Genomic DNA, 14,393 nt, shown 5'->3' on the forward strand with positions numbered 1-14,393 from the left:
AATTACCAGCTCCCCAGAACAATGCGGCCACCATTCGCCAGATTTACGGTAACGCCAGCTCCGTCAATAACCACGTTGTTTCCGGGACCTGACATAGAGAAACGCCCTTCGGTTGCAATAATGGTTCCGCGCACTGTAACGGCATTGAACTCAGCATTACCTGCCTTATTGATGAGCCAACCTGATGCTCCTGCCACATAATTATTTGACTGAATGTAATTACCGATTTTAGCATTATCTATGCTCCCATCCTGGATAAAGGCAGAGTTCATAAACACCTGCCCGCCCACCACAGCAAATGGCGAGAACTGGCTGGCACCGCTGCCGGTGGTCAGCACAAACTGATCGGCATTAAACGCAACACGCGTTACGACTGGCTGCCCGGCCTGTGCCAGCACCGCAATGCTCATGCCGGCGCTGTAGTAGTTGCCGTTAATCCGTACGCCTGCTTTCAGCGTATGAATGGCCGTGGCGCCACTGGTGTCCACCACGGCGGTCAGCTTGTCTTCCAGCGCGGCCGTGACATTGCCTATCTGCGCCTGGACCTGAGTGCTCATTTCCGCCAGAGCCTTATCAACGTCGGCGATAGTGGTTTTCACCATCAGAATATCGGCGCGCACTTCGCCATACTGCTTCCACTGATGATCGACCGTGGCGTTGTTCGCCAGTGCGTTCTGCATCACCGCCTCGATGTTAGTGTCGATTTGCTGCTGCAGCGCCTGACCGTCGGCACTGGTGAGAAAATCCCCGGTAATATCACCCAGGTAATCCTCCGCGTTGTCGTTCGCCATACCCCGCACCCAGCCAGTCCAGGCTGACTGGTTCCCGATGCGGTCCACCAGCCGCGCGCGGTACCAGAAGATCTGCCCGGCACGCAGGCCAAGCTGCGTGAAACTGTGCGCAGGATACGGCACATCCGAAAGCAGCAGCGCGTCGCTGCCGTCGGTCGCGGCGGCATACTGAATTTCGGTCATCAGCGTGTCGTCAGCACCGTCAGGGAAGTTCCAGTCGAGCTGGATCCCCCAGTTAATCGGCGTCGTGCGGAAATTCAGCGGCACCGGCGGCTGCCCCACCTTGCCGGTCAGTGTCACTTCCACGCTGGTCTGCCAGACCGAGGCGACATCGCTGGCGTTTACGGCGCTGACGCGCGCCATGTACCGCCCGGCATAGATACCCTGCACCTCAAAGCCGAGCAAGCTTGTGCGCGGCACATTCACCCAGTCGCCGTTATCCTTGCGCCACTGGCATTCATACGCCACGGCGCCGGGTGCCGCGGGCCAGGCGACACGCAGGGTTTCCACGCTGAGGTTCTGCACCACGCGGCTGTAACTGCTGAGGGTCACGGAGGCTGGCGGTGCCTGCACGCCCGGCGGAATGGCTGATACCGGACGCTCATCGAGCCGCGCGCCGGAATCGATGGCGGCATATTTATCCGGGTTGTGCTGCACGGCGCTGATGGTCCAGGTGCCGTCGTTATTGTCTTCAACGGACGTGACGCGGTACTGCTGGATCGCGACATCCTGCGCATCCACCGACCAGACCGCCTCGCGCTCCGGCGTTTCGCTGAATACCGCAGATACCGTGACGTTGCGGCCACTGACCGCCTGAAGGGTACGGGCCTGTGATTTACCGGACGGCAGGTTGACGATAAGCCTGTCGCCTGCTTTTGCATCCGGCACCCGGTCGAGCGTCAGCGCGCGACCGTTCACCTGACTGATACGCCCGCCCATCACCCGCCCGGACAGATACTGATCCGCCACGCCGATGATATGGCCCGGCAACGGGATCATGCCTTCCAGCCCGGTGGCGAAACTCACCATCCGGTCTTTAGCATTTGTCAGCAGTGCCCAGCGGCCGCGGCGGTTGGCCTCGGTGCGCCGCGTGCAGCCAATGGCGGAGATCTGCGTCTGGCGCACGCCGTAGCGCCGCACCAGATCAGGCTCCATCACCGCTTCCACTTCATCGGTGTAATGGTTCTCCGGGTTTGACCAGCTCACCATCGCCGTTGAATAACGGTTCTTCTCGCTGCCGCTGGCGTAGGAGAATTTGCCGTCAATAACGTTGGCGCGGGTGTAGACATACGTCATATCGCGCGGCATATCCGCCAAAGCGGCCAGCTGATTACCGGCCCAGTAGGTCATGCCGCGGAAGATGCTCGCCAGGTCGCGCAGCACCGTAAACGCCTCGTTCTGGCTCTGGATATACACGTCGCAGAGAAAACGCGGCTCGGTACCGCTGCCGCCGGTACCGTCCGGCACGGGCTGATCGCAGTACTGCGCGATACGGTAGAGTTCCCACTTGTCCACCTGCGTCGCGTCCAGCCGGTCTCCGATCCCGAAACGGTCACTCAGCACCAGGTCGTAAAACACCCATGCGGGGTTGTTGCTCCAGGCCCATTTAAACGAGCCGTCCCAGGTGCCGGAATAGGTGCGCGCCACCGGATCGTATGTCGTGGGCACGCGGATTTGCCGCCCGCGGGCGCGCACGCTGATTTGCGGAATATTGCTGAACTGCTTCGCGTTGAACGACACAAAGAGCAGCGCGGTGTTCGGATAGCGCAGCTTTGCATCGATGATTTCGGAATAGGCCTCGATGTTCGTCGTATCCACGATGCGGCTGGAGGTGCTGTCCGCCGTCGTCCGGCTCACACGAAGCTGCCAGCCGGTCCGGGCAGGCGGAAGGTCAATGCGATGGCTGCGCTCATAAAGCGAGGTGGTTTTACCGTCGAACGCGCTGTTCAGCACTGTGACATACCCGCCGCCGTCTGTGGACAGCTCAATTTTGTATTCGACGCGGTAGCCCACCACATCCCCGTTGTCCTTCATGCGCTGCAGTGAAGGCACACCGAGACGTACCCGGACCGCAGAGAGCTGCGTGTTGCTGATGGCACGCGTCCACGGCTGTGTGGCTTTAAGCTGAGTGTTAATGGTGATTTCATTTTCCACCGACGGTATGCCGGGAATGTAATCCTGCGTCTGGGTACCCGGACGAAATTCCCATTTCACATCGGGAAAATTAAGCGTGCCGTCGGCGCTGCGGATCGGGGTACCGTCGAGGAAAATATCTTTATCCGTCAGGCCGCCGGCGAACTCCCCCTCGCCCAGGGCCAGCAGTATTTTGGCCGTCGCGATCGACTGTAATGAATCAGGAGACTCCCGCGGTGTGCGTGAATTACCACCGCCACCCTTTTTACCGGTTATTTTTTCCATACTGCGCCCATAAAAAAAGCGCCCGCAGGCGCCATTATCAGACCGGTTTTCACTGGTCGTTGGTGTAGATGCCGGCAGAGACAATCGCGCCGCCGATTTCGCGCTCGCCATACAGGAGCCCAACGGGGTTACCCATTGCAGTGGTATTCACGGGACCGCCGAACGCATAGCTCGGCGCGTTATCGGGGTCCTGACGCGATGCCAGCCCGCCGGGCTGCGGTGACAGCATCTGCACCACGCCGCCAATCATCATCGAACCGCCCATAAGGCCAATACTCATCGCCGTGCTGCCTGCGATGGCACCGATACCCACGGGGCCAAGAGCAATCGCCCCCACCACCAGCACGGCACCGAGAATGGTCTGCAGCACACCGCCACGTTTGCTTCCGGCAATCACCGGCGCGATGCGGATATCCTCTTCGCCGCTGTTATGTTTCAGCTCGTCCTGACCGATGTTCTTTTTCCCCCGGAACACGGCAAAGTGCAGGCCGCGCAGGTGCGCTGTCTGCATGTACTGCTCAAAACCCGGAAGAATGACCGACAGCGCGCGACAGGCTTCTGCAGGGCTGGCAATCACCAGCCGGTGCTCGCGACCGAACCGCGCGCCAAGCGCGCCGTACAGCCGCACCGTTTTCAGTTCGTTCATGGCAGATCCTTGTGTCTGACTATTTTAATCGTGCGCTCGCGCAGATAGCCGCCGTAAGGCGTTGCGCAGGAGAGCTGGCCGTACAGATGATGCAGCAGCTGGTTACCTTCCAGCAGAATACCGGCATGATTCACCACCGGCGCGGATACCTGCATCAGCACCATGTCGCCGGGGCGCGGCTCTGTGACCTCGCGGAACCCCTCGGCATACCAGTTATCCATATAGAGATTTTCGCCCCGCTCCCACCACGGATAATCCACGCTGTAGTTGCGAAGCGTTACGCCATGCTGTCGGTGCCAGTCCATCACCAGCGACCAGCAGTCGGCATAACCCAGCTCAAAGGCGCGTCCTTCCAGTGGCCGTTCGCCGCGGGGCTCGATGGTGCGCAGGTCGCCTTCCGGCCACGACACGATTACCCAGGGGATGCCGTGAGCATCGCACTGCAGCTGGTCAAGCTCGCTCGGCTGGGTGGTGGCACCGTCGCCAGGGTGGGAATGCACAATGGCAGTAACGGTGCCCCAGTCTTCCGCGGCCGCGTAATCTTCCGGCGACAGCTCAAACTGTTCTTCCGGCGCGCCGGTGATATTCCGGCACGGGAAATACCGCTCGACGCGGCTTTTTTGTGCCACCACGCCACAGCACTCGCGCGGGTATTCTGCCGCAGCATGGGCCAGGATACCGGCAATGGTTTTATCGCGCATGGTTACCTCCGGATCAGGCTGGCACCCGGAAAGCCGCCGAAATCGAGCCGGGCATCCGAACCAAAGCGTTTTTTACAGTCGGTCAGCAGGCCCGAGCATTTATCCTGTGCCGGGTCGGTCACCGGGTTACCTTTCAGATCAAACATGCGCGGGCCGTTGTAGGTACAACCGTCACCGCTGCGGTATTTGTTGCGGCAGGCCCAGGTGCAGACCGCTGTGATTTGCCGCGTCGGGATCAGCAGTCCCTGCAGGTCCATCGGGCTGGAGAGGCGGAACTCCACCACTTCATTGTCTTCAGCCGCCTTGCTGTCGATGTAAAACACCTGGCGGAAATACTGCCCCGGATCGGCAGACGGGTTGCCGTCGGGAAAGGTGCGCGCATCGAGATACTGGCCGAACGTATCCAGAACAGTAACCTTCGCCTGTACCATGTCATCAAAGCGCAGGCAGAGCGCGGTCACCACGCCATCAAGGTTAGCGACGCGCAGCACCGGCTCCGCGCTCTGTCCGTCACTCGACGACGCCAGCCCGGTAATTTCAAATGGCCAGGCGCCGTACTCCTCGCCATCAAACCAGATGGATTTAGCGGCAAGCTTTGAGGTGTCGCCGCCGCTCGCCGCGATTTCTTCCGGCGTATGAGGAATGGTGCAGGCGTGAAAGCGCAGCACGCCCGCGCCGAACGCCGAGCCGTCGACGGTCACCAGGCGGACGCTGTCGCCGGGCTCAAGCTTCTGAACGTCATTGCTGATTGCCATAAGTACCTACGGAGCGAATGCCTGTGTGAAGGTTGCCGTGAGAGAGAAAATGCCACCGCCCGGGGCCGACGGGCGGTAGGCGTCACAGCGGTAAAGCCCCGCGCCTTTCAGCGGTGCCTGCCAGATGAATGAACGGCTGCCGCCATGCCTGTCGAGGAAGTCCATAATCGCGGTGATGTAGCTTTCATCACCGACAAATTCCAGATCCCATTTCTGGCTGCGGGCGTTGATGCCGTCGCCCGACGCCTGGGCGTACCCGTCGCCGAACTGCGCGCGGCGGACGCGGTGAGTGACCTCACCGCCGGCATTAATGCGCGGGCACCAGGTAAAGGTTTCGGTTGCCATGTTTCACCCATAAAAAAACCCGCCGTAGCGGGTGGTAAATTGATTTTTAGCGCTTGCCCTGCGTGGCGTTCCATAACGGGGTGCCGGGCTTGCGCAGCTGCGAGTTGATGGTATCGAGGATGGCGCCGGTGAGCTGGTTAGCCACCGCGCCGGCGGCGTTAGGGTTGCCCTGCGCAGCACCTGTGCCGCCTGTGAAATTAATGGTCCCGATGCTGACGCTGACGCCCGCGCCGCCCTGCGTGCCGCTACCCAGCGCTTTTACGCCCAGCCTGCCGGTGGCGTCGCGGGTCAGCGGCATAATGGCTTCCGGTCCGGCCTCGCCCATCAGCCCGGCACCTTTGGCAAAGGCAAACATAGTGGGGCTACTGACTATGCTGCTGCTGAATTTACTCAGATCTGCCGATTCATAAACGCCGCCTTTGGCGTTAAGCTGAATGCCCGCAGCCGCAGAGTTATATGCACCAGAAGGCGTTGAGCCGACTGCCGCAGACGCGCCGAAACTGAACAGCGAACCGATAGCACTGACGCCGTTTACCAACGCCATATTTAGTGCAACCTTTTCGATCGTCTTCAGAACGCTGACACCCCAGTCTTTCCAGCTGGCTTTATTATCGTTCAGCATATCGACAAGGTTATTTGTGATACCGGACAGAGCACTCTGAACACCACTGGCCGCCTGCTGCGAATAATTCGAAGCATCATCAACCCAGTTTGCCAGTCCGTCCCGCGCACCGCTCACCCAGTCGGCGTTCAATTGGTCAATTTGCTGATAATAATTTTGGTAATCTTCGAGGCGTTGCGACAGTGCCTTATCAAGCTCAGCATTATAACGGTCATAATCCGCCTCGTTTTTAATGTCTCCGCGCTGGTACCTTTGCTGTAAATCAGAGCGCTTTTCATTGAACTCGCGCTCAATATCGAGCTGTTCGCGCATTCGCTCACGAACTTTGTCACCCTGTCCAGCGCCGATGATATCAGCATTAAGAGAGGCTGAGGCGTTAGCATTTTCGCGCTGCAGGTTTGCGACATACTCAGCCAATTTTAGATTTTCCTCGTTAGCCTTTTTGACAGCATTTAGGCGGTCAACTTCAGTAGCTAACTGCTCGAGCCGCTGTCGCTGCGTCTCATTAAGTCCTGAAAGTTTGCCATCAGCAATATCAAACTGAAGTTTCTGCTGTTCGGTCACTTCAAAAGATTTTTTACCGGTTGTATCAATAAGCGCTATTTGGCGCAGATAATTCTGCTCCGTCGCCTTGAAGGTATTTTCAAGTTTCTTGCCAGAATTGTCGGTTACAGGCTTGCCGTTGACTTCCCCTGAACCAAGCTTAAAGCCAGAACTGGCTGTACCTACCACACCAGCAGTGTTGACAGGTAGGGTTGTCTGAAAATCCTTCATATCGCCGAGCCGTTTACGTAATTCATCAAGCTCTTTGCGACGTGAGTCTGTATCCATTCCGATCCGGTTTATATCTGCAAGAACACCCTTATCGTTCAGGTCCGCTTCAAGGTTCTTTATACGCCGGGATATTTCAACACGGGAGGCATTGGCCGCAAGCTGCTGCCCGCCCTGGAAATTCTCTACCAACCGGCCAAGTTCTGATGCTGCTTTGCCAAGCCAGCCCACAAGAGAAGCAACACCGCCAACCAGATCTGATAACGCCTGCAGGACTGCCGGATCGGTAAAGGTTTTTTTAAGATCATCAAGACCATTCTGGAGAGGTGATAGGTCAACCTTCGCAAGACCTGAAGCAATCTCAACCTTCAGTCCATTTGCCTGAGCCTCCATGTCCTGAAATATTTGGCTCACTTTCAGTAAGTCATCAATGGATTTCGAATCTGGTGCAATCCCATAATCTTTAGCGAGCTGAATAAATTGAGTTAATTTTTGGTTGTTATTATCAAAAAGAGGTAATAACTTTGATAAATCATTACCTAGACTTTCAAGAATATTAGTCTTCTCAGCGTTTGTATTTATTTTCCCGAGTGCTTCACCAATAGCTAACAGCTGCTTATCGGGAGTAACTTTTGAGAGCTTTTCCGCAGAAAGACCTAATGCATTAAGAGCATCGACGGCTTCACCTGATTTATTCAGAACAGCATCGCCAATTTTGTCACCGATATCTTTGAAAATATCTGCTATCTGATCTCCGGAAACACCGGCTTTTTCTGCCGCGAATTGCCAGGCTATCAATTCCTGAGTGGATAAACGAAGAGACTTTGCCCAACGATCTGTTTCTGTAATTTGCTCAGATGTGGACTTTAGCAAAGCAATGCCCGCAGAAGAAGCGGCAACTGCAGCGCCGGTCGCCGCTGCGACCATAGCAGCAATGGCAGAACCAGCGGCTTTAACATCCGACTCAACCTGTTTGCGCCATTTTGTTGAAGCGCGCTCGGCTTTGTCCATGCCTGAAACAAAACCGCCCACCTTAGCGATGAGGTCAATTGTCAATGTGCCGAGTGATTTACCTGCCATCTTATTCTCCACGCATAAAAAAAACCCCGCCGAAGCGAGGTTTGCAGTTTGTATCTGATAAGACTCCTCTACAGGCAGGTTTTAGTGAGCTCAACCCAGCCATTTCTGAGATTTATCAAATGAAGCTGTACTTGTGTTGTGTTTTCATTTTTCTTTGTAACGTCAGCTATAAAAATATTTCCATCGACATAAATGGTATTACCACCGGGTAGCGGCTGGATTGTGGCTCCAAAAACCCCACCAAAAATATCCTTTTTATTTTGCCACTTATAAAGTATGCACTGAGATACTTCATCTACGCTCCGCGTTGACTCAAGCGTTACATGCTCACCTGTGTTCCTCACGTCATTAATAGATGTAGACACGCACCCTGGCAGAGCTAATGTAGCCATCAACACAGCTAAAATCTTCTTCATATCCATACCCATTGAATTGATAAATCTCCTGGATAACCCGCCGATGACAGGTTGGTTTTATGATTAATTAGTTACTTATATGAAGCGTGCATAAAGTCTAGGACTTCAATGGCCGCCAGGTAAGATTTCAGATTAAACTTTTCATCGGCGGATACTTCTTTACTAAGTAACAATTAGTCACATCGTATCAGGAAGTGATCAGTTATCAACCAGTGCGGTGGGAAATTGCGTAGGGTTGCCGTTCCGTGGCTCATTTTTTTCATGGAAAGCGTAAATTAGATCCAAATCTTCATGGCTTCTTCCAGCGAAACAGGCTTCTCATGAATATGGGGGGCGAAATCGCTGAGCCTGAAGGCCGGGTCATCTTTGCCACGGTTGATGTTCGCCAGTACCGACGCCACCAGCGCGGCGCCCCACTCCGTGCGCATCATCGGGTTCAGGCTTCCGTACTGGTTGCGGTATTTGACCCAGAGCTGGAACTCGCGGAAGCTGAGCGCTTCTTGCGCTTCGGCGATGGTCCTGCCACCGATGCCGTTGAGGACGAGCTCACACCAGATTTCGTCTTCTCCGGTAAGCTCGTCTTTCCCAGGTCGTTAACCTCCTGGATTGCCAGCAGCAGCGCGATAGTGAGCTGCCCGTCCAGCGCGCCGCGCTCTGGATCTGCTTCACCCGTAATATCGGCGGGGGTGAATACCGGCTTTCCTTCTTCGTCACAGATGGAAGCGGCAATTCGGCCAGCAACCCCGTCAATATGCCCCTGCGCCGCCATTACATCTGTCATGGCAGTGTAATAACCCATCGGCCTAATATAGACTGTTGCGGTAAGCTCCTGGCCGCCCTGTTTCCAGGTAATTTCTTTTTCAACCGGGCGCCCGGTAAACGCGCCAGCCTGTTTCAGTGAATCAAGGGTGAGTTTCATTGCTGCTCCTGATCAAAGTGAATCGGCGTAGGGCCATAGTCCTGCCCATTAACTGCCTGCCTGCGCTTTTGGGATCCAGACGGCTGAGCCGGAACGCTGGATGGAAGCTGAAGTGGAAACGACAGTGTTAGCTGCGAAGTCGAAAGGGAAATCGGCTACGTACCCCTTAAATACGAACCAGGTACGGTCATCCGGCAGTGCCAGACCGTCTACCGCTCCCGTTGCACCAGCGGCGGCCGCTGTGGGTACTGAGTCACCGTCAGACCAACCAATGGCGAAAGTCAGCGCCTGATCTTCTTCATCGTCAGAAATTGACAGGTTATAAAGCATGATGTGACTGGCGTTTTTGGGGTCAGCGTTCAGTGTCGCCGTTGCCTGGCCGGGCGTGCGTAAGCCGCGTTTGTAGGTGCGGTCAAACTTTTCAGAAAGACAGGTATCTTCGATCTGGTCGGCAGGGTTACTCCCCGGGGTAAAACTGGTGATGCATTCAATTTCGCTCACCGCGCCTTTAGCCAGCACGAAGAGCTGAGTGCCTTGTGTCAATACAGACATGGGAATCTCCGGATATAAAAAAACCGGCTCAGGGCCGGGGTGTTAAGGGGATTAACGTTTGACTATCCAGTCAACGTCGAAGGAGTAGCGGTAGCGCCTGGTTTCGGGGTCTTTTTCCTGTCCGCCCCAGCGCGTGATATAGGCATGCGGTTCAATGGCATCCCGCAGCGCGGCGGCCACGGCGATCACTTCGTCCACCGTGTCGGCGTAGGCGTCAATCTGTAAAGAGAACGAATCGACATCCGGTCGCTGTGCGAGGTAGTTCTCCGGTGAACCGCTGACGTTCTGCCAGACCACGTAGGGATAAACAACATCATCATCCTGGAGGCCAAAGGGATAAAGGCGCACCGGGTCCGTTCCCAGTAACACCGTTACCGCCGGGCTGGCAGCGCAGACGGAAAAGATGGGCGCTATCATGGCGGCACTCCTTTCTTCTGTGCGCGCTTAATGGCGCGGTCGATGGCCTTTTCATATTCGGTGGCGAAAGTATTTACCACCTCGTTAATACTGCTTTCCGCCGCCGGGCGCATGAAAGGCTGGGCGCGCATTTTCTCGGTACCGAACTCAATCAGGCGCCAGTGTGGGGTCGGCGCGTTCTCGCTGAGGTCAGGATGATTTTTCAGCACGGCGCCGTGCAGTACCCCGATGCGAAAGCCCAGGTTACCGGTTGTTTTGAAAAGCCTGCCGTTCCAGCGCATCGCCACGTTCGCGGCAATGCTGCGCCCGGTTTCCGGGTCGTCGATGCGGCTGGCGTTCTCTTTTGCCTTATCGACAATCACGTTGCCGGCGCGCCGGAGCGCCGCCCGCCCGCCGCGCCGCCGCAGGTCATTGCTGATACTGTCCAGCTTACCCAGCAGCGAATCGAGCCCGGTAATGCTGAAATCAATGCCATCAGCCATCGTTAACCCCCCGGGAGCATGGCAGCGTCAGATATTCGCGCCCGCTTTTGTCGTCCTCAAGCACGCCCTGAATATCGTAAACACGATCACGGTAAAGAATGCGGTGCTTATCCGTGACATCATCACGCCAGCGGATGGTGATCCGCGTCGTTACCTCATTCTGACCTGCCTTTGCGGCCACAAAATCCCGCGCGGAAAGATCAGTAACGTTAGCCCACAGTTCGGCCACATCAGCCCAGCCATTAACAACGGCGCCGGTGGCCGGGCTCTGCGTCTTAACCGGCTTCTGTAACGTGATGCGCTTGTTGAGCTTTCCGGCCTGCATACTCACCCCCCGGGCTTGCCGCTAAGGTAAGTGTGCTGTGGAAGTTCAGCTTCACTCTCTTCCACTACCATTGACTGGTAGATCACCGCCGTCAGAGCCTCGTTTGACTCCGCCAGTCGGTTCATCGCTGCTGTCTGGGCTGCCATTGCTTCCAGCAGCTGGTTTACCTGTTGCTCGTTCATAGGCAATTCTCATCCAGTTTTTCAGCCATTCTCTTCTGCGTTCACATCCGGAACACGCCATAACAACCCCTTAAATAATGGTTGGACGGCGGAGATCGTAGATAAGCATCGTTACGGAGAACGGCAGTTCTCCCTGCTTCAGCTTTTCTTCCTCTTCGCCGCCCCGGTTGCGGTCCAGCCAGCCCAAAAGCATAAGCAGCGCTGTCTGCGTTCGCCGCAACGGCTCACCATCAATCAGCGCGCCATCACTGCTGACAATACGGTCACGGCTTCCCTGGACATAAGCGAGAATGGCGGCGCTGCCAGCCTGGATTTTCAGTGTCAGATCAGCATCACCTGCATCATCATCAATCCTGAGATGGTCTTTTGCCTGCTCAATCGTGACAAGCTCAATCACGTTTTATCCCTCCCGTCACGCCCGCGCTTGGTCGCAAGCGTCCAGCCTTTAGAGCCCGTTTCGCCCGGTTTGTCCTGCGTCTGTTCGTCGCAGTGCCAGAGGGATCCGCCCCACGTTACTGTGTCGCCTGGCAGGTATTCCTGACCGGATTTGAACACGCCTTTATAAATCATGACCGGAACGTCAAACGATTTGGTTTCGCTGCTGCCGCTGGCTCGGTTAACCGTCAGGGTGAAGCGCCGCTGCTCTGAACGCTCAATCTCCACGCCCGCCACACCGTCAACCACACATTCCCAGCCGCGCATGCCGTGCGTTTTCTCATAGGCACGCCACAAGCCGCCGTTATGTGTTGCATAAGCGCCGCGAGGATAGCTTTTCTCTTCATCAATGAATGGCAGAATTTCCAGCGCCAGCGCATCGCGGCCATCTTCGCCATCCCTGCCCGGCGCAGCAGTCGGCAAAGCAGCCACGGCCTCGCTGACCAGCATTTTGACATCCGGCAGAACAGGCATTGAAGCTGCGACGAGTTGCTGCAGCATGGGCTGCACATCGTCGGGCGTCAGGCTTTTGCCGTCCTGCGGTACCGGAATGGCAGCGACCGCATCACTCACAGCCTCTTCCACCGCCTGCTTCAGTACCGCCGGATCGTAATCCTTGCCGTCTTTTGGTGTCGGCATAGCACTGAAAGCTTTGTCCACCATCTCCTGCAGCATCGGCTGCACGTCGTCGGGTGTCAGGCTTTTGCCGTCCTCCGGAAGCGGAATAGCGGCTACTGCCTCAGTGACCATGGAGGCAATGTCAGGCAGCTGGGGAAGTTCAGGCGCTGGCAGGGCGGCCACAGCCTCTTCCACCATGGCGGCGAGGTCGGGCGCCGGGACGCTTTTGATTTCTTCCAGTTGACGGGAAAGCAGGTTCAGTTTTTCATCGTATGCCTGGCGCTGCTCATCGAGGCTTTTAGTGAACCCTTCGCGCATTTCGGCGAGAGCCTGCCCGAACTCCTCACCGAGCACCTTTATCAGCGTTAATTCACGATCATTCATTTGGTAAGCAATCCTCTGAGCATGGCTTTTGCCGCCGATTGTTCAGCGTCAGACAGAGCCTTTCCTTCATCACTGGCGGGTTGCGATGGTGCAGACGAACTGCTTTTGCCGAATGGATCATCCGAGGCATCGCGGCGGGCCAGCGCGCCAAGGCTGAAGTTCTGCTGCTGCAGGTAAAGCTCATCACCGCCAGCAACGGGCGGCAGATTTTCGCTACGGCGTGCCTCATTTGGCGTGAGGATAGTGTTCTTCACGCCTTCGCCCAGCGTTTTTATACGCCGTTCGCTGTCCATTCGCAGCAGCGCGTTAACATCAAATTCGGTGCCGGTATCACCCTCCAGAACAAACGCTTCATCCAGCAACAGCTCAATCGACTCGATAAGCGTCTGCAGGCACTGCGAGTAATACTGCTGCTCCAGCGCCTCGATGTTGTCGTAAGAGGGCAGCTCACCTATACCGGCTTTGTAAGCGGGAACGTGAAACACCGAACAGACGATTTTCGCGGTCATCTGAAGCTGTTCAACCATCTGAGCATCTGCGGCCGTCATAGCCGTTGGGTTGTACTTGGCGCCATTACTCAGAATTGCAGTTTTACCGGCGTTTTCCCCCGTATATCCCGTATCCCAGTTGTTTTTCAGGATGCGGGCATTTTCCTCGCTGATGCTACCCGGCACTTCAATAACCCCGCTGGGCTTGCCGCCGTTGCGGAAGAAGAAGGCCGCATTTTCCTGAATATGGTGCCCCTGCATCGCTGCCAGGCCGGCAGCATAAATCGGTGAAAGACCGATAAGCGGATGAAATAGGCAGTTAAACCGGTCGTGGATAACCTCGCGTGCCGGCACCGTCACTGATGATTCAACACCCGTCATGTTATCGGGGTTAATCTGGTAAAAAACGGAACCGTCATCCGCAACCAGCGGCGTAACCTTGTTCCAGTCCAGAATGCGCAGCTCTGTGATTTCTCCCCGGCTATTACGGATCTTCAGGACAACCGTATTCCCGTAGCAAAGCTTGGAGTTAAGCCAGCATTCGAAAAACTGCATCCGGTTCTGGAACGCATTCGGGCGCCTGTAAATCCTGGAGGTGCTGCCGTTATTGTTTTCTTTCCAGATGCCGTTTGAGTCGCGGCGCATCAACCGCACGGGCATTTTGGCGATATCACTCGCAATCAGCGATATACAGGCAAACACCGCGTGAAAGGAAAGCACTGTCGTCTGGTTAATCTCCAGATTGCGCTGCCAGGCACCGGCGAAAGGCTCATGGATAAGAGACATCCAGCCGCCGCGGCTGGTTGGCTGCTGAAGCGCTTTTTCTTTTCTCCGGAAAGGATTCCACATCAGCCATTCCCCGCATTATTTTTCTTTTTCCCGCCACCAGCACGCTTTGCGCCGGTGTACTCAGCCTTGCCCAGCAGCACCAGCACCCTCGCGCACTGGTCATCCACGGTTTTTTCATCGCCGGGCTTAGAGTCGTGGGTGCGCTGGAGATATCGGATTTTTGCCATGCAAAATGGCGGGGTCGCCCCCGCCCTCCT

General features: G+C 56.2%; 18 protein-coding genes. All 18 read right to left on the minus strand.

Translation table 11 applies throughout. The features are described 5' to 3' along the window. Positions 1 to 2: 2 nt before the first annotated feature. A complete protein-coding gene (locus CSK29544_RS17185) occupies positions 3 to 3,209 on the minus strand; it encodes a TipJ family phage tail tip protein (RefSeq protein ID WP_046623084.1) in 3,207 nt (1,068 codons plus the stop codon). A 49-nt stretch (positions 3,210 to 3,258) separates the two neighbouring features. After that, entirely contained in the window at positions 3,259 to 3,855 is a 597-nt protein-coding gene (locus CSK29544_RS17190; RefSeq protein WP_007895145.1) for a tail assembly protein, read from the minus strand. Further along, complete coding sequence (locus CSK29544_RS17195) at positions 3,852 to 4,556, minus strand: C40 family peptidase (protein WP_029039764.1); 705 nt, start codon at positions 4,554 to 4,556, stop codon at positions 3,852 to 3,854. Before CSK29544_RS17195 ends, CSK29544_RS17190 begins: the two co-directional genes overlap by 4 nt. 2 nt (positions 4,557 to 4,558) lie before the next feature. After that, complete coding sequence (locus CSK29544_RS17200; RefSeq protein ID WP_046623085.1) at positions 4,559 to 5,311, minus strand: phage minor tail protein L; 753 nt, start codon at positions 5,309 to 5,311, stop codon at positions 4,559 to 4,561. 6 nt (positions 5,312 to 5,317) lie between these two features. Continuing rightward, on the minus strand, positions 5,318 to 5,656 hold the full coding sequence (locus tag CSK29544_RS17205; RefSeq protein ID WP_007898321.1) for a phage tail protein: 339 nt from the start codon (positions 5,654 to 5,656) through the stop codon (positions 5,318 to 5,320). A 46-nt stretch (positions 5,657 to 5,702) separates the two neighbouring features. Further along, complete coding sequence (locus CSK29544_RS17210; protein WP_046623086.1) at positions 5,703 to 8,129, minus strand: phage tail tape measure protein; 2,427 nt, start codon at positions 8,127 to 8,129, stop codon at positions 5,703 to 5,705. 68 nt (positions 8,130 to 8,197) lie between these two features. Then, the gene (locus CSK29544_RS17215) at positions 8,198 to 8,545 is read right to left on the minus strand and encodes a hypothetical protein (protein WP_151451219.1); all 348 of its coding nucleotides are present in this window, start codon (positions 8,543 to 8,545) and stop codon (positions 8,198 to 8,200) included. Positions 8,546 to 8,820: 275 nt separating this feature from the next. After that, positions 8,821 to 8,976, minus strand: coding sequence for a phage tail assembly protein T (locus CSK29544_RS24635; protein WP_007898331.1), 156 nt, complete (start codon positions 8,974 to 8,976; stop codon positions 8,821 to 8,823). Between the two features lie 5 nt (positions 8,977 to 8,981). After that, entirely contained in the window at positions 8,982 to 9,464 is a 483-nt protein-coding gene (locus CSK29544_RS17220; RefSeq protein ID WP_007898335.1) for a phage tail assembly chaperone family protein, TAC, read from the minus strand. Positions 9,465 to 9,512: 48 nt separating this feature from the next. Further along, the gene (locus tag CSK29544_RS17225) at positions 9,513 to 10,016 is read right to left on the minus strand and encodes a phage tail tube protein (RefSeq protein ID WP_007898337.1); all 504 of its coding nucleotides are present in this window, start codon (positions 10,014 to 10,016) and stop codon (positions 9,513 to 9,515) included. Positions 10,017 to 10,067: 51 nt separating this feature from the next. Then, the gene (gp17, locus tag CSK29544_RS17230) at positions 10,068 to 10,433 is read right to left on the minus strand and encodes a tail completion protein gp17 (protein ID WP_007898339.1); all 366 of its coding nucleotides are present in this window, start codon (positions 10,431 to 10,433) and stop codon (positions 10,068 to 10,070) included. Further along, a complete protein-coding gene (locus CSK29544_RS17235) occupies positions 10,430 to 10,915 on the minus strand; it encodes an HK97-gp10 family putative phage morphogenesis protein (protein WP_007898348.1) in 486 nt (161 codons plus the stop codon). Before CSK29544_RS17235 ends, gp17 begins: the two co-directional genes overlap by 4 nt. Then, positions 10,908 to 11,240: a phage head closure protein gene (locus tag CSK29544_RS17240; protein ID WP_007898351.1), complete on the minus strand. Its 333-nt coding sequence runs from the start codon at positions 11,238 to 11,240 to the stop codon at positions 10,908 to 10,910. Before CSK29544_RS17240 ends, CSK29544_RS17235 begins: the two co-directional genes overlap by 8 nt. A 2-nt stretch (positions 11,241 to 11,242) precedes the next feature. Next, entirely contained in the window at positions 11,243 to 11,422 is a 180-nt protein-coding gene (locus CSK29544_RS17245; RefSeq protein WP_007898353.1) for a hypothetical protein, read from the minus strand. 70 nt (positions 11,423 to 11,492) lie between these two features. Further along, complete coding sequence (locus CSK29544_RS17250) at positions 11,493 to 11,819, minus strand: head-tail connector protein (RefSeq protein WP_007898361.1); 327 nt, start codon at positions 11,817 to 11,819, stop codon at positions 11,493 to 11,495. Then, complete coding sequence (locus tag CSK29544_RS24390; RefSeq protein ID WP_007898363.1) at positions 11,816 to 12,859, minus strand: hypothetical protein; 1,044 nt, start codon at positions 12,857 to 12,859, stop codon at positions 11,816 to 11,818. Before CSK29544_RS24390 ends, CSK29544_RS17250 begins: the two co-directional genes overlap by 4 nt. Further along, on the minus strand, positions 12,856 to 14,196 hold the full coding sequence (locus CSK29544_RS24395) for a phage portal protein (RefSeq protein ID WP_046623087.1): 1,341 nt from the start codon (positions 14,194 to 14,196) through the stop codon (positions 12,856 to 12,858). Before CSK29544_RS24395 ends, CSK29544_RS24390 begins: the two co-directional genes overlap by 4 nt. Beyond that, positions 14,196 to 14,363: a hypothetical protein gene (locus CSK29544_RS24640; protein ID WP_007889812.1), complete on the minus strand. Its 168-nt coding sequence runs from the start codon at positions 14,361 to 14,363 to the stop codon at positions 14,196 to 14,198. Before CSK29544_RS24640 ends, CSK29544_RS24395 begins: the two co-directional genes overlap by 1 nt. Between the last annotated feature and the right edge of the window lie 30 nt (positions 14,364 to 14,393).

The organism is Cronobacter sakazakii, assembly GCF_000982825.1.
Classification (GTDB): domain Bacteria; phylum Pseudomonadota; class Gammaproteobacteria; order Enterobacterales; family Enterobacteriaceae; genus Cronobacter; species Cronobacter sakazakii.